Below are 20,471 nucleotides of genomic sequence, written 5' to 3'. Positions count from 1 at the left end.
CTCGATGAATGTCCTTTCCTTCGATCTGTTCTGCCGCGTCGTCGACAATTTCGGCGATGCGGGCGTATGCTGGCGACTCGCCCGGCGGCTGGCCGCGCTGGGCCAGTCCGTGCGCCTGTGGATCGACCGGCCCGAGATCCTGGCGCGGCTGCTGCCGGCGCTGGACGCGCGGGCGGACGAGCAGACCCTGGAGGGCGTGCGGATCGGGCCCTGGCGCCGGGCGGAACACGCCGCCCCGCCCCCGGGCGGCGTGGTGATCGAGGCTTTCGCCTGCGCCTTGCCGCCGGCCTACGAGGCCGCCATGGCCGGGCGCGATTGCCTGTGGATCAACCTGGAATATCTCAGCGCGGAGCCCTGGGTGGAAGGCTGCCACGGCCTGCCCTCGCCGCAGGCCAACAGCGTGCCGAAATTCTTTTTCTTCCCCGGCTTCACACCGGCCACCGGCGGACTGCTGCGTGAACCGGACCTGCTGGCGAGACGCGACGCCGAACAGGCGCGGGATCGCGGCTCGCGTCTGCGAACCCTGGCCGGGCTGCCGTCCGCGCCGCCCGCCGACGCCCTGTGCGTGCTGCTGTTCTGCTATCCCGACGCCCCGCTGGCCGGCCTGTGCGCGGCCCTGGCCGGCCTGGGCCGGCCCGTCTGGCTGCTCTTCCCCGGCGACCCGCCCCCGGCCGCGCTGCGCGACCAGGATGGCCTGCGCGTCATCCCCATTCCCTTCGTGCCCCAGGCCCGCTTCGACGAACTGCTGTGGTGCTGCGACCTGAATTTCGTGCGCGGCGAGGATTCCCTGGTGCGCGCGCTCTGGGCCGGCGCGCCCATGGTCTGGCAGATCTACCGCCAGGCGCGGGACGCCCACCTCGACAAACTGGATGCCTGGCTGGACCGGGCCCGCTGGCCCACCCCCGCCGCCGAACTGACCCGCGCCTGGAACCGCCAGGACGACGAGGCCGTGGCCCGGGCGCTGCCGGCCGCGCTGCGGGAGCCGGCCTGGTCCGACTGGCGGACGCGCAGCCGCGCCTGGTGCGCCGAATTGGCCGACCAATCAGACCTGGGTCAAGGTTTGCTGGATTTTTGCCTGCGACAACGCCAAACGCGCTAAAATGCACAGTTAACTTTTTTCAGCTTTGCCTCGGAATGCGTTTTAGCACGGGGCACACATCCCCGGAGTTTTTTTCCATGAAAATCGCACAGGAACTGCGCGTTGGCAACGTCGTCATGGTCGGCAGCGATCCCCTCGTCGTCCAGAAGGCGGAATACAACAAGTCCGGCCGCAACGCCGCCGTCGTCAAGCTCAAGTTCAAGAACCTGCTGACCGGCAGCGCCAGCGAATCCGTCTACAAGGCCGACGAAAAGTTCGAGCAGGTGGTGCTCGAGAACAAGGAATGCACCTATTCCTACTTCGCCGACCCGATGTACGTCTTCATGGACGAGGAATACAACCAGCACGAAGTCGAGGCCGACAGCATGGGCGACGCGCTGAACTACCTGGAAGAAGGCATGACGGTCGAAGTCGTGTTCTACGACGGTCGCGCGATCTCGGTGGAACTGCCCACCATCATCGTGCGCGAGATCACCTACACCGAACCCGCCGTCAAGGGCGACACGTCCGGCAAGGTCCTGAAGCCCGCCAAGATCAACACCGGCTACGAGCTGTCCGTGCCGCTGTTCTGCAACATCGGCGACAAGATCGAGATCGACACCCGCACCAATGAATACCGCAGCCGGGTCATGTGATCACCCGCGAAGCGCGCACGAAAAAACCGGGCTCAGGCCCGGTTTTTTCGTTTCCGTCCCGCCCCTCGGGCGCTATGTCATCTCGAGCAGCAACACCCCCGATACGATGGCGGAGATTCCCAGCCAGCCGATACGGCCGAGTCGCTGCTGAAACAACGCCAGGCCGGCGAACGCGGTCAGCAGAATGCCCATGCCGCCCCACAGCGCATAGGCGACGGCAAGGTCGATGCCTTTGATTGCCTGCGACAGCGCTGTGAACGAGGCCAGGATGCAGAAAATCCCCAGGGCGCCGACCGCGCGCCTGCGAAACCCGTCGGAATATTTGACGAAAACGTTGGCGGCGACCTCCAGAACGATGGCGGCGACCATGAACGCATAATGCACGAGCGCGGCGTTCCGCATGATGTCACCCTCCCCGCGCCTGGGATGTGCCGATGCTGACCAGGATGACGCCGGCCAGCAGCACCACCATGCCGAGCGCCCTGGCCGGACCCAGATCTTCGCCGAAATAGCGCAGACCGATGAAGGTGACGCTGGCGAGGCCGAGCGTTTCCCAGGCGGCATAGGCCAGGGCGATGGGCAGGCGCCGGACGGCCAGCGCCAGGAAGCAGAATGACAGCCCGATCATGGCGTACATGAACAGGAGCGGTGCAAGGGCGCCGGAATCGGCCACACGCTTCATGAGGGTCACGCCGGAAACTTCGACCGCGACGGCCGCCAGCAGGTACAGCCAGGAGCGCAATGCCATGATGGTCTTCTTTCAAAGAAGTGTTTTCAGGATCGAACTGGACGGTTTCTCCTATTTTTGACCTATTTCTTGGATTTAAAAAGTTTGATTCCATCTATTTATTTGATAATATCCGGGCATGCAATGGAACCTCGACCAGCTGCGCCAGTTCGTCGCCACCGTGGAATACGGTTCCATCAGCGCCGCCGCCCGCCGGCTGGGCAAGGCGCAATCGGCCGTGAGCACGGCGATCGGCCTGCTGGAAGCCGATCTGGGCATCATGCTTTTCGATCGCACCAGGCATCGCGCCACCCTGTCCGACGCCGGCCGGGCGATGTTGCTGGAAGCCCGTGAATTGTTGCGGCAGGCGCGGGCGCTGGACCAGCGCGCCCGGTCGCTGGCCACGGGAGACGAAGCCAGCCTGGCGCTGGCCCTGGACGAAGCTTTGCCCTATACGGCGATCCGCGTCCTGCTGCGCGAACTCTCCGGCCGTTTCCCCGATCTGGAGCTGACGCTGCTCAACGGCACCGCCACCGAAGTCGCGGACTATGTCAGCCAAGCGCGCGCCGGCGTGGCGTTCCAATTCGACCGGGGACCGCTGCGGGACGGTTTCGATCAGCGCCACATCGGGACGCTCGCCCAGGGGATCTTCGTGGCCAGCGGCCACCCCCTGGCGGAGAAACCGGTTGTCAAGCGAGAGGATCTGGCCCGTTACCGCCAGCTCGTGATGCGCGCCGAGGACGTCGAGGAACCCCTCTACAGCCCCAAGGTCTGGCGCTCGGACAGCTTCTATACCATCGCGGAGATGGTTGCCGACGATCTCGGCTGGGCCTCCCTGCCGATCAACGTCGCCGCGCACGCCGGCTATCCCAAGCCTTTGCGCCAGGTTTCCTGTCCGTCGCTGGCCCTGCCCCTGTTCTCGATCCGCATGATCTGGCCGCAAGGGCGGGAGTTGGGCACGGCTGCGCGCTGGACCGGGCAGCGCTTCGCGGAACTGATGCGGGCATGGGCCTGACGGGTCCATTGCCCGCGTCGCGAACGACCGCGCCCCTACTGCAGCCGATCGTCGTCCAGGATGTCGGGAATCGGCATGATGGAGATGCCCTCGTCAATCAGCTCGCGGCAGTCCTCGGCCGAGGCCGTGCCGCGGATGGGGCGTTCCTCGATCTCGCCGCTGTGCATGCGGCGGGCCTCGTCGGCGAAACGGGCGCCGACGTCGTCGGTCTGGCGCACGATGCGGCGGATCTGGCGCAGGACTTCCGCCTGCAGGCGGGTCATCTGATCGCCGGACGGCGCCGCGACCGCCGCCCGGGCCCGGGGCGCGGGTTCGGCGCGCGGAACCGGCTCGGCGCGCAGGTGACTGACGTTCAGATGCGGCGCCGAGACCCGGCGCGTGATCTGGTCGCTGTGACAGACGGGACAACGCACCAGCCCCCGGGACAACTGGTCCTGGTAGCTGTCCTGGGACGAGAACCAGCCTTCGAAGACGTGGTCATGCTCGCACGAGAGATCGAATACTTTGAGTGCCATGTTCAGCAGATGGAGGTCGATCGGCCGTTTTCAAGCGCGTCCCAGCACTGCCAGCGCCAATCCCAGGGGGCGACGGCCCCGGCCTGGCGCCACAGGCCCAGGCGCTGGTCGCGCGCCCGGCGCTCCAACCCCGCCAGGGACGCGTCCCGCAGATATTTGCCGCCGCCCTGCCGGTTGGCCCAGGCCATGCCGGTCTCGACCATGACGCGGTTGGCGGTCCGGCCGTCTGGCAGCGGCACGTCGCAGACGTCGCGCTCGTAGCGGTCCTGTTCGTAGCAATGCAGCGTCAGCGTCCGGCCTGCCACCAGATCGGCCAGGGCCTTGCGGGCGGCCTGCCCGTAAGGCTGGCCGGGCCGCCGGCGGCCATGGCCCGTTTCCGGGGCGTCGATGCTCGCCAGCCGCACCCGGTGGCGATCCCGTCCCGCCAGCAGCGTCAAGGTGTCGCCATCGGATACGTCCACGACCCGGCCGGACAAGGCATAGGGCCCGGCCGCGCGCGCCGCCGGAGCGGGCAAGGCCAGACACAGCGCCGCGGCCAGCAGCACCGGCAATGCGAACCGGACGAGACCCGGTGATGGAAAAAAGGAAATCGGCATGAAGGGGGCGGGATGGACCGCGCCGGAATGGGCGGCCTCTCCCGGCCATTGTAATGGGGAGCGCGGGGAGCGCCAGCGGCGCCCGCGCGGCCGTAACGTCCGCCCCGGGCCTCCACGCCCCGGTCACCCGGGCCAGGCTCGCCGCAGCAGCGCATCAGAGGCCAGCGTCACCGGCCGGACGCCGAACGCGTCTCCGCCCGCGGCGCCCAGGCGGCTGTCCACGAAAGCCCGCGACAGCCAGTCCGGCGCATGGCGCAGCAGCAGGTCCGCCTGGACCAGCAGCACCAGATCCCGGGCGACCATCCGGGCCATCGCCTGCTGTCCGTCGGCATCGAGCGCCAGGGTCGCCAGCAGGCGGTCCGCCGCGGTCCGCAACGCCGGCTCGCCCGGGTGGATCCGGGCCAGTCCGTCGACCATCCGGGCGGCATGCCGCGGCTCCTGGCGGGCGGCCCGGAGCACGTCCAGGCACATGACGTTGCCCGAGCCTTCCCAGATGGAGTTGACGGGCGCCTCGCGGTACAGGCGGGCCATGGGGCCTTCTTCGACATAGCCGTTGCCGCCCCAGACCTCCATGCATTCGGCCGTGACGTCGATGGCCCGCTTGCAGACCCAGAACTTCGCCGCCGGCGTCAGCAGGCGGCGCAGCGCCTGCTCGGCGGGCTGTTCCGGACGGTCGAAGGCCCCCGCCAGGCGCAGCGCCAGGGCAGTGGCGGCCTCGCTTTCCAGGGCCAGGTCCGCCAGCACCTGCCGCATCAGCGGCTGGTCGATCAGCAGGCGGCCGAAGGCCCGCCGGTGGCGGGCGTGGTGAATCCCCTGGACCAGCGCCTGGCGCATCAGGGCCGCGCTGCCCAGCACACAATCCAGGCGGGTGTAGGACGCCATCTCGACCAATGTCGCGATGCCCCGGCCGGGTTCGCCGAGCCGGCGCGCCACCGCGCCCTCGAACTCGACCTCGGCGCTGGCATTGGAGCGGTTGCCCAGCTTGTCCTTGAGCCGCAGGATGCGCACCGGATTGCGACGGCCGTCGTCCAGCCAGCGGGGCATGTAGAAGCAGGAATGGCCGTCGCCGTCGCGCGCCAGCACCAGGTGGGCGTCCGACATGGGGGAGGAAAAGAACCATTTGTGGCCCGTCAGGCGGAACCAGCCCTCGCCCTGAGACTCGGCGCGGCTCAGATTGGCGCGCAGGTCCGACCCGCCCTGCCGCTCGGTCATGCCCATCCCGACCATCATGGCATGCTTGCCGGCCAAGGGGCCGTCGCACCCGTCGTACTGGCGGCTGGCCAGCAGCGGCCGGATCGAGGCGAACCAGGGTTCGCGCGCCAGCAGCGGAATCGCGGCGCTGGTCATGGTCACCGGACACAAGGAGCCGGCCTCGACCTGGCCGTGCATCAGGTAATGCGCCGCGCGGGCGACCTGAGCGCCCGGCCCCGGCTCGGTCCAGGCGCCGCCGTGCATGCCCTGGGCGAAGGCCAGCGAAAGAAACTCGGACCACCCGGGATGGAATTCCACCACGTCGATGCGCGCCCCCCGGCGGTCGAACGACCGCAGCACCGGCCCCTGGCGGTTGACCTCGGCCGCCAGCCGCGCCAGATCGGCGCGGCCCAGCCGGGCGCCCCAGGTTTCCAGTTCGGCCTCGCGGCCCCCGGCGCCTTCGCGGCGCACGCCTTCGACCAAGGCGTCGTCCGTCAGGTACAGATTGCAATCAGGCAGATCCGGCACCTGGTTGTCGGCTCCGAGCGCCGATTGCGCCATGTCTTCGCGATCCATTTTCGATGTCCTCCGGACACGAGCACGACCCCAGTCTACCCGCGATTTCCGGCGGCGGACAAGCCGCGCGGATACAATCGATCCGTCGTTCATCCCGGAGGCCTGATGTGACTCCCCGTTACCTGATTCTGTGCGGCGCCCTGGTCCTGGCGCTGGGCGTGGCGGCCGGCGCCTTCGGCGCGCACGGGCTGAAACGCCTGGTCGCCCCCGACCTGCTGGAGGTCTGGCGCACGGCCGCCCACTACCAGCTGATCCATGGCGCCGGACTGCTGCTGGTGGCCGCCCTCTGGCCGCGCCTGGCGCCCGCTCCGGCGGCCTGGGCGGGCGGCCTGATGCTGGCCGGGCTGCTCGCCTTCAGCGGCAGCCTGTACGCGCTGGCGCTGACGGGCGTGCGCGCCCTGGGCGCCGTCACGCCGATCGGCGGGTTGCTGATGATCCTGTCCTGGCTGGCGCTCGCCTGGGCGGCCTGGCGCGGCCCGGGGGTCTGAACGAGCCCCCCGCCCTGGCCCGGGGAACCTCCGAACCAGTCGGGCAGCGAGCGGACGCCGCGGCTCGGGACGGGCCGCAAGGCGCGGAGACTTGCTCGGAGGTTCCCTATAATGAAGGCCCGCCTAGCCCCGATTGGAATCCCGATGGCCGCATCCCCCGATCATGAATGGCGCGACTGGCTGCGCGCCCTGCCCAAGGCCGAACTGCACCTGCACATCGAAGGCACGCTCGAGCCGGAACTGATGTTCGATCTGGCCCGGCGCAACGGCGTCGCCCTGCCCTACGCGGACGTCCAGGCCGTCCGCGACGCCTACCGGTTCACCGACCTGCAGTCCTTCCTGGACCTGTACTACGCCGGGGCCGGCGTCCTGGTCACCGAGCAGGACTTCCACGACCTGGCCGCGGCCTATCTGCGCCGCGCCCACGCCGACGGGGTCGTCCACGCCGAAATCATGTTCGACCCTCAGACCCACACCCGGCGCGGCATCGCGCTGGAGACCGTGTTCGCCGGATTGGCGCGCGCCCTGCGCGAGGCCCGCGACACCCTGGGAATCAGCAGCTACCTGTTGCTCAGCTTTCTGCGCCACCTGTCCGAGGATGAGGCCCTCGCCACGCTGGAGGCCGCCCTGCCGCTGCGCGAAGCCTACGCCGACCTGTGGATCGGCATCGGCCTGGATTCGTCCGAGCGCGGCAACCCCCCGGAAAAATTCGCCCGGGTCTACGCCCGCTGCGCCGCGCTGGGCTTCCGCCTGGTGGCCCACGCCGGCGAAGAAGGCCCGCCCGAGTACGTGCGCGGCGCCCTGGACACGCTGAAAGTCGCCCGCATCGACCACGGCGTGCGCAGCGGCGAGGATCCCGCGCTGCTGCAGGACCTGATCCGGCGCCACGTGCCCCTGACGGTCTGTCCCCTGTCGAACCTGAAGCTGGGCGTGGTCCGCGACCTGCGCGACCACAACCTGGCCCGGCTGCTGCGAGCGGGTGCCGTGGTCACCCTGAATTCCGACGATCCAGCCTATTTCGGCGGCTACGTGCTGGACAACTACATCGCCAGCGCCGAGGCCCTGGACCTGTCCCGCGACGAACTGGTCACGCTGGCCGCCAACAGCCTGAAGGCCTCGTTCCTGCCGGCGGCCGAACAGGCCGCGCTGCTGGACCGGCTGTCGGCCGCGGCGGGCCGGAGCTGATCCCATGATGCTCAACCCCGCCCAGCTCGCCCGGCTCATCACGCCCGCCGACCCGATCCAGGGCGACTGCCGGCGGCTCGACCGCGCCTTCTACGACCGCCCCGCCGAGACCGTGGCCCGCGACCTGCTGGGCCGCCTGCTGGTGCACGACACGCCGGATGGCCCGCGCATCGGCCGCATCGTCGAGGTCGAAGCCTACCTGGGCCCCGGCGATCTGGCCGCCCACACCTCGCGCGGGCGCACGGCCCGCACCAAGGCCATGTTCGGGCCGCCGGGCCACGCCTACGTCTACCTGATCTACGGCATGCATCACTGCATGAACGTCGTCACCGGCCCCGAGGGCAGCGGCACGGCCGTGCTGTTGCGGGCACTGGCGCCCGTCCGGGGCCTGGACGCCTCCACCAGCGGTCCCGGCCGGCTGTGCCGCGCCATGGGCGTGACCCGGAGCCATTACGGCATCGACCTGTGCGGCGACACGCTGTGGCTCGCGCGGGACGACGCCCCCGACCCCGCCGACATCGCCGCCAGCCCGCGCATCGGGGTGGACTACGCGGGCGAATGGGCCGCGAAGCCGCTGCGCTTCTTCGTCCCCGGCCATCCGGCCGTCAGCCGGGCGCCGCGCGGCGGGAAATCCGCCTGAGCTGTGGTACAACCCTTCCGTGGCGGCGGTACAACCGTCTCGCGGCACGCAGTTCACCAGGGTTCGCCCGGCGCGACGATCCGCACAGACCGCCCCGCATCCCCGACGGATCCGCGATAGATTCCCGGCGGGTCTCCGACGAATTCCCGACGGCCGCATGATTCAGCCATTTTTAAGGCTTTCTTGATCCGGCGCAAGACCAAGGTTAACCCCTACGGCTAGGATGGCGACATCTTCCAACCACCGATCCCGCCACCTTCATGCGCCGCTTCGCCACACCCCGACAGTCACGATCCAACTGCCTGTTCTGGATCGCTTCCCTGATCTTGCTGTGGTCCTGTCTGATCGCCCCGCCGGCCGGGGCGGCATCCGCGCCCCAGGCGGGCGGTGCGCAGCAAGCCTTCAAGTTCGGCCAGGGCGGCACCCCCCTCGGGGCCGGCCCCCGGCTGGGCGCGTTCCTGAAGAACCTCAAGCCCGGCGACATCTTCCCCGGCGCCGACCGTATCGGGCCGCCGGAAGGCAAGCCCGCGGTCGCCCGCGCCTACACGGGCGACAAGATGGTCGGCTACGTCTACCTGACCACCGACATCGTCAATACCCGGGGCTATTCCAGCAAGCCGATCGACATCGTCGTGGGCCTGTCCCTGGACGGCGAGATCGTCGGCGCCAGGCTGGTCGAGCACCACGAGCCCATCGTGCTGATCGGTATCCCGGAAGCCAAGGTCCAGGCCTTCATCGAAGGCTACGTCGGCAAAAACTACGTCAAGGAGCCTCCGCGCCCCGGCGCGCCGCCGCCCGTGGACATCATCAGCGGCGCCACCGTCACCCTGATGGTCATCGGCGATAGCCTGACCCGTTCGGTGCTGGCCGTGGCCCGCCACTACGGCATCGGCCAGGAAGGCCAGGCCCAGGCCGCCGCCGCCGAGCACCGCGTCATCGACATGGCGCAGACCGGCACGGAGTCCTGGGACGCCCTGCTGAAATCCGGCGCCGTCGGGCACTTGCGCCTGACCGTGGCCGACGTCAACAAGGCTTTCGAGGAAACCGGCCGCAAGGGCGCCATCGACCATCCCGAGCCCGGCGACCCCGAGGATACCTTCATCGACCTCTACGCCGCCCTGGTCAGCGCGCCGGCGATCGGCCGCAGCCTGCTGGGCGAAGCCGAGTACGGCTACCTGCGCGACCGCCTCGCGCCCGGTCAGCAGGCCATCCTGATCGCCGGCAACGGCTATTCCTTCAAGGGATCGGGCTACGTGCGCGGCGGCGTGTTCGACCGCATCGAGGTCATCCAGGACGAGAACAGCTTCCGCTTCACCGATCTGGATCACCAGCGGCTGGCCGACCTGATGGCCGCCGGCGCGCCCGGCTTCCGCGAAGTGGCGCTGTTCACCGTCCCGACGGACGCCGCCTTCGACCCGGTCGAGCCGTGGCGCCTGCAGCTCACCGTACAGCGCGTGGTCAGCGTAAAAGAAAAAGCCTTCACGGCCTTCGTGCTGAACTACGACCTGCCCAAGTCCTACACCAAGGCCGAGGCCCCCGCCGCGCAGGCCGCGCCGCCCGCCGGCGACACGACCGGCGCCCCGGCGGCGGCCATGGACCAGCAGGACGCGGAAGAAGCCGCCCCGGCGCTGTGGAAGCAGATCTGGCTCGCCAAGACCGTCCAAATCGCCATTGTCTCGATCGCGCTGCTGACCCTGATCGCGGTGTTCTTCTTCCAGAACCAGATCGTCAAGCACGAGGTCTTCTACAAGCGTTTCCGCACGGTGTTCCTGATCTTCACGCTGTTCTGGATCGGCTGGTACGCCCAGGCGCAGCTCTCGGTCGTGAACGTGCTCACCTTCACCACATCGCTGCGCACGGACTTCAGCTGGGAATACTTCCTGATGGACCCGATCGTGTTCATCCTGTGGATCGCCACGGCGATGTCCCTGATCTTCTGGAACCGCGGTGCGTTCTGCGGCTGGCTGTGCCCCTTCGGCGCCCTGCAGGAACTGACCAACCAGGCCGCCAAGAAGCTGCATGTGCCCCAGATCAAGGTGCCGCATGGCCTGAACACCCGCCTGGCCGGCCTGAAGTACCTCATTTTCCTGGTCCTGTTCGGCATCTCGTTGTACGAACTGGGCACGGCCGAGAAGTTCGCCGAGGTCGAGCCCTTCAAGACCGCGATCATCCTCAAATTCGTGCGCGACTGGCCCTTCGTGGTCTTCGCCGCCGTGCTGCTGCTGGCGGGGCTGTTCATCGAACGCTTCTACTGCCGCTACCTGTGCCCGCTGGGCGCGGCCCTCGCGATCCCCGCGCGGCTGCGCATCTTCGACTGGCTGCGCCGCTACAAGACCTGCGGCAACCCCTGCCAGTTGTGCGCCGTGGATTGCCCCGTGCAGGCCATCAATCCGGAAGGCGACATCAATCCGAACGAATGTATCCAGTGCCTGAACTGCCAGCAGCTCTACAACAACGAAAAGCGCTGCCCGCACCTGATCCAGAAGAACGCCAAGCTCAAGCGCCACAAGGCGCCGCCGCCCGACGCCGGCATCCCCGGCGAGGTCGTCGCCAGCCGCAAACCGACCGTGCGTCCGCGCGATCCGTCTGCCGAACCGCAACCAGTTTCGTCGAACCCATAGCGCCATACCCCGGCCATCGCGCCTGGACGCTATGCCTACAACCCTAGGGAGAACACCATGTCCGACCACACCAGCGACAAATCCGGCCTCAGCCGGCGGGGATTCCTCGGCACTGCCGCACTAACGGGGGCCGCCGCCGTCGGCGCGACCCACCTGACGGCCAATGCCAAGGATGACAAGAAGAAGGGCCACCAAAGTGTCGAGGTCGCTCCCGGCGATCTGGACGAATACTATGCCTTCAATTCTGGCGGCCAGTCGGGCGAGGTGCGCATCCTGGGCCTGCCGTCCATGCGCGAACTGATGCGCATCCCGGTCTTCAACATGTGCAGCGCCACGGGCTGGGGCCGCACCAATGAAAGCCGCAAAGTACTCAACGAGAGCCTGACGCCCGAGACGCGCAAGTTCCTCGAAGACAACCACATGCCGGTGCTGCCCAACGGCGACGCCCACCACCCCCACATGTCCTTCACGGACAACACCTACGACGGGCGCTACATCTACATCAACGACAAGGCCAACACCCGCGTGGCCCGCATCCGCTGCGACGTGATGAAGACCGACAAGATCGTCGAAATCCCGAACGCCGACGGCATCCACGGCCTGCGCCCGCAGCGCTACCCGAAGACCGGCTATGTGTTCGCCAACGGTGAGCACATCGTGCCGCTGCCCAACGACGGCTCCGTGATGGACGACCCGAAGAAGAACTTCTGGGCCATCTACACCGCGGTGGACGGCGAGACCATGAAGGTGGCCTGGCAAGTGCTGGTGGACGGCAACCTGGACAACGGCGACGCCGACTACCAGGGCAAGTACTCCTTCGCCACCTGCTACAACTCGGAAAAGGGCCTGACCGTCACCGAAATGTCCGCCAACGAGCAGGACTGGGCGGTGGTGTTCAACATCAAGCGCATCGAGGAAGCGGTCAAGAAGGGCGACTACAAGGAAATGAACGGCGTGCCCGTCATCGACGGCCGCAAGGGTTCCAAGTACACGCGCTACATCCCGGTGCCGAACTCCCCGCACGGCTGCAACGCCGCGCCCGACGGCATCCACGTGGTATTCAACGGCAAGCTCTCGCCCACCGTCACGGTGATCGACGTGCGCAAGCTCGACGATCTGTTCGACGACAAGATCAAGGAGCGCGACGTGGTCGTGGCCGAACCGCAGCTGGGCCTGGGCCCCCTGCACACGGCCTTCGACGGCCGCGGCAATGCCTATACCACGCTGTTCATCGACAGCCAGATGTGCAAGTGGAACATCGAGAAGGCCAAGCGCGCCTACAAGGGCGAGAAGGTCGATCCGATCATCCAGAAACTGGACGTGCACTACCAGCCCGGCCACAATCACACCACGATGGGCGAGACCAAGGAAGCCGACGGCAAGTGGCTGGTGTCGCTGAACAAGTTCTCCAAGGACCGCTTCCTGAACGTCGGCCCTCTGAAACCGGAAAACGACCAGTTGATCGACATCTCCGGCGACGAGATGAAGCTGGTGCACGACGGCCCCAGCTTCGCCGAGCCGCACGACATGCTGCTGGTGCACCGCTCCAAGGTCCGCCCGAAGCACATCTGGGACCGCAACGATCCCATGTGGGAAGATGTCCGCCAGATGGCCGCCAAGGACGGTGTCACCCTGGAATCCGCCGCCAACGTCATCCGCGACGGCAACAAGGTGCGCGTCTACATGGTCGCCGTGGCGCCGGTGTTCAGCCTGACGAACTTCGAAGTCAATGAAGGCGACGAAGTCACCGTCGTGGTCACCAACATGGAGCGCATCGAGGACCTGACCCACGGCTTCACGCTGGGCGGCTACGGCCTCGCCATGGAAATCGGACCCCAGGCGACCGCCTCGGTCACCTTCACGGCCTCGCGCCCCGGCGTGCACTGGTACTATTGCCAGTGGTTCTGCCACGCGCTGCACATGGAAATGTCCGGCCAGATGTACGTGAAACCGAAGAAGGCCTGATCGACCATGCGTTCCATCACCGTCCCCGGCCTGCGGGCGGCCCTGGCCGCCATGGTGATCCTGTGCGCCATGCCCGGGGCGGTGGTGGCCGCCGTGATCGACGTCCCCGCGGGCTCCAGCCTGCAGGCCGCGATCACGGCGGCCTCGCCGGGCGACACGCTGCGCCTGGCCCCCGGAGACTATTCCGGCAATGTGATCATCGACAAGCCCCTGATTCTCCAGGGCCCCGCCGACCGCGGTGCCCGCATCCTGGGCGAACGCAAGGGCCGCACGGTCTGGATACAGGCCGAGGACGTCACCCTCAGGCGCCTGACCATCCGCCATTCAGGGCTGAGCCTGGTGGACATGGACGCCGGCATTTTTCTCGACAAGACGGCCACCCGCGCGCACATCGTCGAGAACGACATCATCGACAATTCCGTCGGCGTCTATCTATGGGGCGTAAAGGATGCCCTGGTCGAACACAACCGCATCGTCGGCAACACCGGCCTGCGCGTCAACGAGCGCGGCAACGGCCTGACCGTCTGGAACGCGCCCGGCTCGAAGATCGTCGACAACGACATCTCCGAAGGCCGCGACGGCATCTATTCCAACAACAGCATGCAAAATGTGTTCGCCCGCAACACCTTCCGCGAAGTACGCTATGCAGTGCATTACATGTATACCAACGACAGCGAAGTCAGCGACAATGTGTCGATCGGCAACGAGATCGGCTACGCCATCATGTTCTCGCGCCGCCTCAAGGTTCTGAACAACATCGCCGTGAAAAGCAAGTTCCAGGGCCTGATGCTCAACGCCACCGATTATTCGACCATTTCCGGCAACGTCATGGTCGATGCCGAGAAATGCGTCTTCGTCTACAACTCCAACTTCAACATCCTGTCCGACAACCATTTCCAGGATTGTGAAATCGGGGTCCACTACACCGGTTCCGAAGGCAATGAAATCTTCGGCAACGCCTTCGTCGGCAACCAGAACCAGGTGAAATACGTCGGCACCCGCTACCTGGAATGGTCGCGGGACGGCCGCGGCAACTACTGGTCCGACCTGTCCGCCTTCGACCTGAACGGCGACGGCATCGCCGACACCGCCTACCGCCCCAACGGCCTGATCGACCAGGTCGTCTGGCGCGCGCCCAACGCGCGGCTGCTGCTGAACAGCCCGGCCGTCTCCATCGTCCGCTGGGCCCAGTCCCAGTTCCCCGCGATCCTGCCCGGCGGCGTGATCGACAGCGCCCCCCTCATGGGGATCCCGTCCACGCCGACCCTGAAAAAATTCGAGGCCCTGCAATGACCGTCACAGCGCCCCCGATCGAACTGCGATCGGTCACCAAACGCTACGCCGCGATGCGAGCCGTGGACAACGTCAGCCTGTTCATCGAACCCGGCGAATGCGTGATCCTGGCCGGCCACAATGGCGCCGGCAAGAGCACCCTGATCAAGCTGATCCTGGGCCTGATCCACTCGGAAGCGGGCTCGGTCCGCGTCCTGGGCGAAACCGCCGGCACGCCGGCCGCCGCCCGTGTCCGCCGCCACATCGGCTACCTGCCGGAAACCGTCGCCCTGCACCCGTCGCTGACAGGCACCGAGACCCTGGCCTTCTACGCCCACCTGAAGGGCCTGTCCACGGACGGCAACGCCGCCCTGCTCTCGCGCGTGGGTATCGCCGAGGCCGCACGGCGCCGGGTGGGCGGCTACTCCAAGGGCATGCGCCAGCGCCTGGCCCTCGCCCAGGCCTTGCTCGGCTCGCCCCGGGTGCTGCTGCTGGACGAGCCCACCACCGGCCTGGACCCGGCTTCCCGGCTGCTGTTCTATGACATCGTCCGCGAACTGCGCGACGCCGGGGCCGCCATCCTGCTGTCCACCCACGCCCTGGCCGAGCTCGAAGGCCTGGCCGACCGCGTCATCGTCATGTGCAAGGGCCAGAAGATCGCCGACGGCACCCTGGGCGACCTGCGCCGCGAGGCCGACCTGCCGGTCCGCATCCGCCTGACGCTGGACACGGACCCCATCCAGGTCCCCGAAGGCTGGCGGCGCATCGGCGCCTGCCGCATCGAATTGACCTGCTCCGAGGCCGACAAGCTGCGCCAGTTGCGCGATGCCCAGGCCATGCCCGATATCCGCGACATCGAACTGGAACACCCCGGGCTCGACGAAATGTACGCGCAATTCCTGCGCCGGGAGGACGCATGAATCCGACCCTGATCCTCATCCGCAAGGAAATCCGCGACGGCCTGCGCAACCGCTGGGTACTGGCCATCACCGCGCTGCTGGCCATGCTGGCCCTGTCGCTCGGCTTCCTGGGCAGCGCGCCGACCGGCACCGTCAAGGTCGATCCCCTGACCGTCACGGTCGTCAGCCTGTCCAGCCTGTCGATCTTCCTGATCCCGCTGATCGCCATGCTGCTGTCCTACGACGCCATCGTGGGCGAGATCGACCGCGGCACCATGGCCCTGCTGCTCAGCTACCCCATCGCGCGGCGCCAGGTCATGGCGGGCAAGTTCTTGGGCCATCTGTCCATCCTGGCGATGGCCACGGTGGCGGGCTACGGCATCGCCGGGCTGGCGCTGCAACTGGTGCATGGCGGGCTGGACCTGGAGGCCTGGACGCCCTTCGTCCTGCTGATCGCCGCCAGCATCCTGCTGGGCGCCAGCTTCCTGTCGCTGGGCTACCTGATCAGCGCCCTGGTCCAGGAACGCGCCACGGCCGCCGGTGTCGCCATCGGCGTCTGGCTGTTCCTGGTGGTGATCTACGACATGGTGCTGCTGGGCGTACTGGTGGCCGACCAGGGCCGGATCATCACGGCCCCGCTGCTGAACGGCATCCTGCTGTTCAACCCGACCGACGTCTACCGCCTGCTGAACCTGACCGGCCACGAGAACATCGCCATGTTCGCCGGCATGGCCGGCCTGAGCGACCAGGCGTCGCTGTCCACCGGTGTCCTGCTGCTGGCCCAGATTCTGTGGATCGTCGTCCCCCTCGGCCTGGCGGCCCTGGTCTTCAACCGGAGGTCGCTATGAGCGTTCCTGGACGCCCCGGGCGTCCGGGATGCGCCATGAAGAAGCAGGCTGCGCGCCTGATCGGCGCGGCCCTGCTGGCCACCGTCCTGGCCGGCTGCGGCGACGGCGGCGGCACGTCCTCCCTTCCCCCCTCACCCGTGGCCATGACCGACGAGGCCGTCGGCCACTATTGCGGCATGAACCTCTACGAACATATCGGCCCCAAGGGCCAGATCCTCCTGCGCGACCGGGACGTCCCGGTCTGGTTCTCCACCATCCGCGAAGTCTTCGCCTACACCCTGCTGCCCGAGGAGCCCAAGGCCATCCTCGCCATCTACGTGCAGGATATGGGCCGCGCGGGCCCGGACGGCAACCCGCCGGCCGATGCCTGGATCGACGCCCGCACCGCCCATTACCTGATCGAAAGCAACGCGGTCGGCGGCATGGGCGCGCCCGACGCCCTGCCCTTCGCCCGGCTGGAAGACGCCCGAGCCTACGCCGATCGCTACGGCGGGCGCATCGTCGGCTTCAAGGACATGCCGGAGGACTACGTCCTGCGCGCCCCCGAACTTACCCCCAGCACGGACCGCGAACCCGTCGGAGCACCCTCATGAATACATCCCATCTTCCCCGCCGCCGGCGGTTCCTCGGCATCCTGGCCGCCAGCGCCGCCCTCGTGGGGCCCGGCACCCTGCGCGCCGCCCTGCGCGATCCCGCCTCCCTGCCCGAACCGGTCGTCTGGAACGGCGTCGCCCTGGGCGCCGATGCGCAACTGCAATTGCTGCATCCCGACCGCGCCCACGCCGAACGGCTGGTGCGCATGGCCATCGCCGAAGTCCATCGCCTGGAACAGGTCTTCAGTCTGTACCTCGAGGACAGCGCCCTGACGCGCCTGAACCGCGCGGGCCGACTGGACGCGCCGCCGCCGGACCTGAGCCGTCTGCTGTCGCAGGTCATCGCCTTTGGCGAACGGACCGATGGCTTCTTCGACCCCAGCGTGCAGGTGCTGTGGGATCTGTACGCCGCTCGCGTGCTCGCCGGCCGGCCGCTGCCCCCGGACCCCGCCGAGCTGCGGGCCACGCTCACCAAGGTGGACTACCGAGCCATCCGCGTCGAGGAGGACGCCATCGTGCTGGATCGCCCGGGCATGGCGCTGACCCTGAACGGCATCGCCCAGGGCTACATTACCGACCGGGTGACCGAGCTGCTGCGGGCCAACGGCCTGGAGCACGCCATGATCGACCTGGGAGAAGCCCGCGGCCTGGGCTCGCCCGCGCCCGGTCGCCCCTGGCGCGCCGGCATCGCCGATCCCCGGAACCCCTCCCGCGTCCTGGAGGCCATCGACCTGGGCGACCGGGCGCTGGCCACCTCGGGCGGCTACGGCACGCCGCTGGATCCCGCCGGACGCTTCACGCACCTGTTCGATCCTCATACGGGCGAGGCGACGCCGCGCTGGCGCAGCGTCACCGTGCGCGCGGCCGACGCGACGACCGCCGACGCACTGTCCACGGCCTTCTCCCAGATGCCCGCCGACATGATCCGTGATATGATTTCGCGCTTTCCAGTCCAGGCATGGCTGATGGCGCCGGATGACGGCGGTCTGATCCGCCTGGGGTGACCGGGAAAAGGCGCTTGAAAAAGTGCCATGAAAAGCGATGTGACAAGCCTCAAAAAGCACGTTATAATTTCGCTTCTTTAGCGGCTGTAGCTCAGTTGGATAGAGTACTTGGCTACGAACCAAGGGGTCGTGGGTTCGAATCCTGCCAGCCGCGCCAGAATTGCCCTGTCGTCTCGACGGGTTGGAAACCGCCTAGGGGCCAACGCCTAGGCGGTTTTTCTTTGGCTGCGTGACTTTTGCGTGACTTCTTCCGCGACGGCCCGCATCTGGGCGCGGCGCATGATCGCCAGCAGGTTGATGGTTTCCCCTGCCTGCCCTTCCACCGCGATCGACTCCAGCGCATCGTAGATCTCGCGGATCCGGGCGACGGCATACAGCGCGGTCATGTCGGTCCTGGAATGCCACAGGATCTCGTCCTGGGTGCGCTCCTCGGCCACGCCGACCTGGCCTGGACCTGCATGCACGCGCTGGACCGAAACCTGCTGGACTATGTCCAGGCGCTGGACATGGGAAAGCGGTATTCGCCACCGCTCAGCCTGGACGGTCTGGCGAAGTCCTTCCGCGTCAGCCCTCACCACTCATCCGCCATCTACGTCAAGCGCGACATCCTGGCGGCCACCTTCGTCCCGCGCCCGCTGCAGCAGCGCTTCGCAGAGGTCAATGAGTGGGTTGGCGAGGACGTGGTGCGGTTCCGGCCGTATGTGCTGGAGAGGCAACAGACTGGCTCCACTTAAAATTATAAACAAAAATGTTTGTATTAATAAGCAATTTTGTTTATGATATCTCCATGTTCAATAGTGGAAGGTACGGTGAAGCAAAGCGAGTTCAAGCGATGGCTCGCCGCCCAGGGGGCAACCTTCAAAGAGGATACAAACCACACGAAGATCTACCTCAACGGCGAGCAAACCATCATTCCCAGGCACCCGGCCAAGGAACTGAAACAGCCCCTGGTTGATGGTGTGAAGAAAAAGCTGAAACTCAAATGACAGCCCGGTCCCGCAAGGGGCTGGGCGATCGTACCGCACCAGACATAGGAGTCAGCATGTTCTACCCTGCCCATTTCGAGGAAGCCCCGGAAGGCGGCTTCGTCGTCACCTTCCGGGACATCCCGGAAGCCATCACTCAAGGCGACACCGAAGCCGAAGCCCTGGAAATAGCCGCCGACGCGCTGCTGACCGCAATGGACTTCTACTTCGAGGACCGCCGGCCTGTGCCGCCCGCGTCAGCCCCACGCAAGGGCGAACGCCTGATCGCACTGCCGGCCAGCGCCTCGGCCAAGGTTCTGCTGCTCAATGAAATGCTGGCCCAGGGCGTCACGCCGGCAGAGCTCGCGCGCCGACTCGGCACCCGGCCGCAGGATGTAAACCGTATCGTCAACCTGGCACACACGACGAAGATCGACACCATCGGGCATGCACTGTCCACTCTGGGCCGCGAACTGGAAATCACGATCAGGTAAGCGCCCCACCGATCAGCCGGGATCAGCCGCCAAATTGAATTGGCGGCTTTTTTTCGTCCCAAGCACGCAAGACATCAGACAGACACGCTGCGCTGCGCCTGCGGGCTGCCGGCGCCCCGCAGCGCCCGCCCAAGCCGCTATCGACCTAGTGTCCTGTCTGGTGAGTTTGGTCACTTGAATTCGGATGCATGGGCTTGTCAGGCAAGGCGCAAACCGCGGCGATAGCCGGTGCTATCGCGAGGATGAGTCTGGACACGGAGCAGTCCCTGCGGACTGCTCCGTGCCTGACGAATCCGAACCGCTTGCAAGCGGTGAGGTGGACAAGCAACGCAGCATGGCCAGCCCGGGCGCCGAAGGCAAGGATCGGAATTAGCCAGACAGGACACTAGAGTCCAACGCCCAGGCGGTTTTTTCTTTGGCCTCGCCACCGGGGCATCAGCCTTCGTGATTTCCCACTGAAGCAAGGAATGCCATCAATTCGGAAAAACGCTGCGTATGCATCGTGATATGCGTCCGCATCAGGTGGTCGACCGTCTTTTCATCATGCTCTTGCAGCGCCTTCACAATGGCGCAGTGCTCTTCGAACGACTGGCTGACGCGCGCGCGTAATCGCAACTGAAGCCTGCGGTACGGCCTCAGCCTGCGATGCAGATTCCTGGCTTGTTCGGCCAAGCAGCGGTTCCTGCTGCCGATATACAGCAATTCATGGAATTTTTCGTTGGCATAGTAATACGCATCCTGGTGATCCTCCGACAGCGCCTCGCGACAGTTCTCGTTGGCGAGCGCGAGTTCCTCAAGCTCCTCGGCCGACATGCGTCGGGCGGCGAGCCTTCCGCACATCGCTTCAAGCTCGGCCATCACCTCGAACATCTCGACGAGCAGATGCGGGTCGAATTGCGCCACACGCGCCCGCCGACGCGGGCGTATCTCGACTATGCCCACCGAACCGAGCTGCAATAGCGCCTCGCGGATCGGTGTGCGCGACACCTCGAATCTTTTCGCTAGCTCGCCTTCCTCGAGATATTGACCGGGCTTGAGTTCGCCCGTCGCAACCATTTCCTCGATTGCATCGCGCAGGATTTCGGACTGCTGCTTCTTCATATCCGTTTCTTCATGGCATGGATTTTAATGGATCGCGACATA

General features: G+C 66.9%; 23 protein-coding genes and 1 tRNA gene. 17 read left to right on the top strand and 7 right to left on the bottom strand.

The genetic code is table 11. From position 1 onward, the window contains the following. Positions 1-4: 4 nt before the first annotated feature. Both earP and efp read left to right on the top strand, forming a co-directional pair. Positions 5-1,099, top strand: a complete 1,095-nt coding sequence (gene earP / locus ACTPOE_RS00230) for an elongation factor P maturation arginine rhamnosyltransferase EarP (RefSeq protein WP_458870077.1) — start codon at positions 5-7, stop codon at positions 1,097-1,099. Between the two features lie 77 nt (positions 1,100-1,176). Continuing rightward, entirely contained in the window at positions 1,177-1,734 is a 558-nt protein-coding gene (gene efp / locus ACTPOE_RS00225) for an elongation factor P (RefSeq protein WP_458870075.1), read from the top strand. A gap of 72 nt (positions 1,735-1,806) precedes the next feature. On the opposite strand, the gene mdtI is transcribed toward efp, so the two are convergent. After that, positions 1,807-2,136, bottom strand: a complete 330-nt coding sequence (mdtI, locus tag ACTPOE_RS00220) for a multidrug/spermidine efflux SMR transporter subunit MdtI (RefSeq protein WP_458870073.1) — start codon at positions 2,134-2,136, stop codon at positions 1,807-1,809. A 4-nt stretch (positions 2,137-2,140) separates the two neighbouring features. Then, positions 2,141-2,482 (bottom strand): DMT family transporter, encoded by a 342-nt coding sequence (locus tag ACTPOE_RS00215; protein ID WP_458870071.1) that lies wholly within the window; start codon positions 2,480-2,482, stop codon positions 2,141-2,143. A 118-nt stretch (positions 2,483-2,600) separates the two neighbouring features. On the opposite strand from ACTPOE_RS00215, the gene ACTPOE_RS00210 reads away from it, so the two are divergent. Next, positions 2,601-3,476: a LysR family transcriptional regulator gene (locus tag ACTPOE_RS00210; protein ID WP_458870069.1), complete on the top strand. Its 876-nt coding sequence runs from the start codon at positions 2,601-2,603 to the stop codon at positions 3,474-3,476. Positions 3,477-3,511: 35 nt separating this feature from the next. On the opposite strand, the gene ACTPOE_RS00205 is transcribed toward ACTPOE_RS00210, so the two are convergent. From ACTPOE_RS00205 to ACTPOE_RS00195, 3 genes are all read right to left on the bottom strand, one after another. Then, positions 3,512-3,991 (bottom strand): DUF1178 family protein, encoded by a 480-nt coding sequence (locus ACTPOE_RS00205; RefSeq protein ID WP_458870067.1) that lies wholly within the window; start codon positions 3,989-3,991, stop codon positions 3,512-3,514. A 2-nt stretch (positions 3,992-3,993) separates the two neighbouring features. Continuing rightward, entirely contained in the window at positions 3,994-4,587 is a 594-nt protein-coding gene (locus tag ACTPOE_RS00200) for a thermonuclease family protein (protein ID WP_458870065.1), read from the bottom strand. A 123-nt stretch (positions 4,588-4,710) separates the two neighbouring features. Then, the gene (locus tag ACTPOE_RS00195) at positions 4,711-6,354 is read right to left on the bottom strand and encodes an acyl-CoA dehydrogenase family protein (RefSeq protein WP_458870063.1); all 1,644 of its coding nucleotides are present in this window, start codon (positions 6,352-6,354) and stop codon (positions 4,711-4,713) included. A gap of 107 nt (positions 6,355-6,461) precedes the next feature. Between ACTPOE_RS00195 and ACTPOE_RS00190 the strand changes: the two genes are divergently transcribed. The 11 genes from ACTPOE_RS00190 to ACTPOE_RS00140 all read left to right on the top strand — a co-directional run bounded on the left by ACTPOE_RS00190 (position 6,462) and on the right by ACTPOE_RS00140 (position 18,026). Beyond that, positions 6,462-6,842, top strand: a complete 381-nt coding sequence (locus ACTPOE_RS00190) for a DUF423 domain-containing protein (protein ID WP_458870061.1) — start codon at positions 6,462-6,464, stop codon at positions 6,840-6,842. A gap of 144 nt (positions 6,843-6,986) precedes the next feature. Further along, positions 6,987-8,027 carry an adenosine deaminase gene (locus tag ACTPOE_RS00185; RefSeq protein ID WP_458870059.1) on the top strand — a complete coding sequence of 347 codons (1,041 nt, stop codon included), beginning with the start codon at positions 6,987-6,989 and terminating at the stop codon, positions 8,025-8,027. A gap of 4 nt (positions 8,028-8,031) precedes the next feature. Continuing rightward, positions 8,032-8,667 carry a DNA-3-methyladenine glycosylase gene (locus tag ACTPOE_RS00180; RefSeq protein WP_458870057.1) on the top strand — a complete coding sequence of 212 codons (636 nt, stop codon included), beginning with the start codon at positions 8,032-8,034 and terminating at the stop codon, positions 8,665-8,667. A 260-nt stretch (positions 8,668-8,927) separates the two neighbouring features. Then, complete coding sequence (locus ACTPOE_RS00175) at positions 8,928-11,288, top strand: 4Fe-4S binding protein (protein ID WP_458870055.1); 2,361 nt, start codon at positions 8,928-8,930, stop codon at positions 11,286-11,288. A gap of 57 nt (positions 11,289-11,345) precedes the next feature. Next, positions 11,346-13,253 (top strand): TAT-dependent nitrous-oxide reductase, encoded by a 1,908-nt coding sequence (gene nosZ, locus ACTPOE_RS00170; protein ID WP_458870053.1) that lies wholly within the window; start codon positions 11,346-11,348, stop codon positions 13,251-13,253. A gap of 6 nt (positions 13,254-13,259) precedes the next feature. Then, positions 13,260-14,546 carry a nitrous oxide reductase family maturation protein NosD gene (locus ACTPOE_RS00165; RefSeq protein WP_458870051.1) on the top strand — a complete coding sequence of 429 codons (1,287 nt, stop codon included), beginning with the start codon at positions 13,260-13,262 and terminating at the stop codon, positions 14,544-14,546. Further along, on the top strand, positions 14,543-15,445 hold the full coding sequence (locus tag ACTPOE_RS00160) for an ABC transporter ATP-binding protein (RefSeq protein WP_458870049.1): 903 nt from the start codon (positions 14,543-14,545) through the stop codon (positions 15,443-15,445). Before ACTPOE_RS00165 ends, ACTPOE_RS00160 begins: the two co-directional genes overlap by 4 nt. After that, entirely contained in the window at positions 15,442-16,272 is an 831-nt protein-coding gene (locus ACTPOE_RS00155) for an ABC transporter permease (RefSeq protein ID WP_458870047.1), read from the top strand. Before ACTPOE_RS00160 ends, ACTPOE_RS00155 begins: the two co-directional genes overlap by 4 nt. 35 nt (positions 16,273-16,307) lie before the next feature. After that, on the top strand, positions 16,308-16,865 hold the full coding sequence (locus ACTPOE_RS00150) for a nitrous oxide reductase accessory protein NosL (RefSeq protein WP_458870045.1): 558 nt from the start codon (positions 16,308-16,310) through the stop codon (positions 16,863-16,865). Then, positions 16,862-17,869: an FAD:protein FMN transferase gene (locus tag ACTPOE_RS00145; RefSeq protein ID WP_458870043.1), complete on the top strand. Its 1,008-nt coding sequence runs from the start codon at positions 16,862-16,864 to the stop codon at positions 17,867-17,869. The genes ACTPOE_RS00150 and ACTPOE_RS00145 overlap by 4 nt, the downstream gene beginning before the upstream one ends. A gap of 80 nt (positions 17,870-17,949) precedes the next feature. Beyond that, positions 17,950-18,026, top strand: a tRNA-Arg gene (locus ACTPOE_RS00140). 49 nt (positions 18,027-18,075) lie between these two features. Here ACTPOE_RS00140 and ACTPOE_RS00135 read toward each other — a convergent pair. Further along, positions 18,076-18,255 carry a hypothetical protein gene (locus ACTPOE_RS00135; protein WP_458870041.1) on the bottom strand — a complete coding sequence of 60 codons (180 nt, stop codon included), beginning with the start codon at positions 18,253-18,255 and terminating at the stop codon, positions 18,076-18,078. Positions 18,256-18,267: 12 nt separating this feature from the next. Here ACTPOE_RS00135 and ACTPOE_RS00130 point away from each other — a divergent pair, with 12 nt between their 5' ends. From ACTPOE_RS00130 to ACTPOE_RS00120, 3 genes are all read left to right on the top strand, one after another. Then, positions 18,268-18,603 carry a hypothetical protein gene (locus tag ACTPOE_RS00130; RefSeq protein WP_458870039.1) on the top strand — a complete coding sequence of 112 codons (336 nt, stop codon included), beginning with the start codon at positions 18,268-18,270 and terminating at the stop codon, positions 18,601-18,603. 75 nt (positions 18,604-18,678) lie between these two features. After that, positions 18,679-18,855: an mRNA interferase gene (locus tag ACTPOE_RS00125; RefSeq protein ID WP_458870037.1), complete on the top strand. Its 177-nt coding sequence runs from the start codon at positions 18,679-18,681 to the stop codon at positions 18,853-18,855. Positions 18,856-18,911: 56 nt separating this feature from the next. Then, complete coding sequence (locus ACTPOE_RS00120) at positions 18,912-19,328, top strand: type II toxin-antitoxin system HicB family antitoxin (protein ID WP_458870035.1); 417 nt, start codon at positions 18,912-18,914, stop codon at positions 19,326-19,328. Positions 19,329-19,763: 435 nt separating this feature from the next. Here ACTPOE_RS00120 and ACTPOE_RS00115 read toward each other — a convergent pair whose 3' ends face one another. Then, a complete protein-coding gene (locus tag ACTPOE_RS00115) occupies positions 19,764-20,429 on the bottom strand; it encodes a GntR family transcriptional regulator (RefSeq protein WP_458870033.1) in 666 nt (221 codons plus the stop codon). Between the last annotated feature and the right edge of the window lie 42 nt (positions 20,430-20,471).

The sequence above is a fragment of the Castellaniella sp. WN genome (assembly GCF_054457555.1).
This window is presented reverse-complemented; position numbering and strand designations above follow the sequence as displayed.

Coding starts and splice junctions, on each gene's coding strand:
- earP (WP_458870077.1), top strand. CDS start 5: ATGAATGTCCTTTCCTTCGATCTGTTCTGCCGCGTCGTCGACAATTTC.
- efp (WP_458870075.1), top strand. CDS start 1,177: ATGAAAATCGCACAGGAACTGCGCGTTGGCAACGTCGTCATGGTCGGC.
- mdtI (WP_458870073.1), bottom strand. CDS start 2,136: ATGCGGAACGCCGCGCTCGTGCATTATGCGTTCATGGTCGCCGCCATC.
- ACTPOE_RS00215 (WP_458870071.1), bottom strand. CDS start 2,482: ATGGCATTGCGCTCCTGGCTGTACCTGCTGGCGGCCGTCGCGGTCGAA.
- ACTPOE_RS00210 (WP_458870069.1), top strand. CDS start 2,601: ATGCAATGGAACCTCGACCAGCTGCGCCAGTTCGTCGCCACCGTGGAA.
- ACTPOE_RS00205 (WP_458870067.1), bottom strand. CDS start 3,991: ATGGCACTCAAAGTATTCGATCTCTCGTGCGAGCATGACCACGTCTTC.
- ACTPOE_RS00200 (WP_458870065.1), bottom strand. CDS start 4,587: ATGCCGATTTCCTTTTTTCCATCACCGGGTCTCGTCCGGTTCGCATTG.
- ACTPOE_RS00195 (WP_458870063.1), bottom strand. CDS start 6,354: ATGGATCGCGAAGACATGGCGCAATCGGCGCTCGGAGCCGACAACCAG.
- ACTPOE_RS00185 (WP_458870059.1), top strand. CDS start 6,987: ATGGCCGCATCCCCCGATCATGAATGGCGCGACTGGCTGCGCGCCCTG.
- ACTPOE_RS00180 (WP_458870057.1), top strand. CDS start 8,032: ATGATGCTCAACCCCGCCCAGCTCGCCCGGCTCATCACGCCCGCCGAC.
- ACTPOE_RS00175 (WP_458870055.1), top strand. CDS start 8,928: ATGCGCCGCTTCGCCACACCCCGACAGTCACGATCCAACTGCCTGTTC.
- nosZ (WP_458870053.1), top strand. CDS start 11,346: ATGTCCGACCACACCAGCGACAAATCCGGCCTCAGCCGGCGGGGATTC.
- ACTPOE_RS00165 (WP_458870051.1), top strand. CDS start 13,260: ATGCGTTCCATCACCGTCCCCGGCCTGCGGGCGGCCCTGGCCGCCATG.
- ACTPOE_RS00160 (WP_458870049.1), top strand. CDS start 14,543: ATGACCGTCACAGCGCCCCCGATCGAACTGCGATCGGTCACCAAACGC.
- ACTPOE_RS00155 (WP_458870047.1), top strand. CDS start 15,442: ATGAATCCGACCCTGATCCTCATCCGCAAGGAAATCCGCGACGGCCTG.
- ACTPOE_RS00150 (WP_458870045.1), top strand. CDS start 16,308: ATGAAGAAGCAGGCTGCGCGCCTGATCGGCGCGGCCCTGCTGGCCACC.
- ACTPOE_RS00145 (WP_458870043.1), top strand. CDS start 16,862: ATGAATACATCCCATCTTCCCCGCCGCCGGCGGTTCCTCGGCATCCTG.
- ACTPOE_RS00135 (WP_458870041.1), bottom strand. CDS start 18,255: ATGACCGCGCTGTATGCCGTCGCCCGGATCCGCGAGATCTACGATGCG.
- ACTPOE_RS00130 (WP_458870039.1), top strand. CDS start 18,268: ATGCCACAGGATCTCGTCCTGGGTGCGCTCCTCGGCCACGCCGACCTG.
- ACTPOE_RS00120 (WP_458870035.1), top strand. CDS start 18,912: ATGTTCTACCCTGCCCATTTCGAGGAAGCCCCGGAAGGCGGCTTCGTC.
- ACTPOE_RS00115 (WP_458870033.1), bottom strand. CDS start 20,429: ATGAAGAAGCAGCAGTCCGAAATCCTGCGCGATGCAATCGAGGAAATG.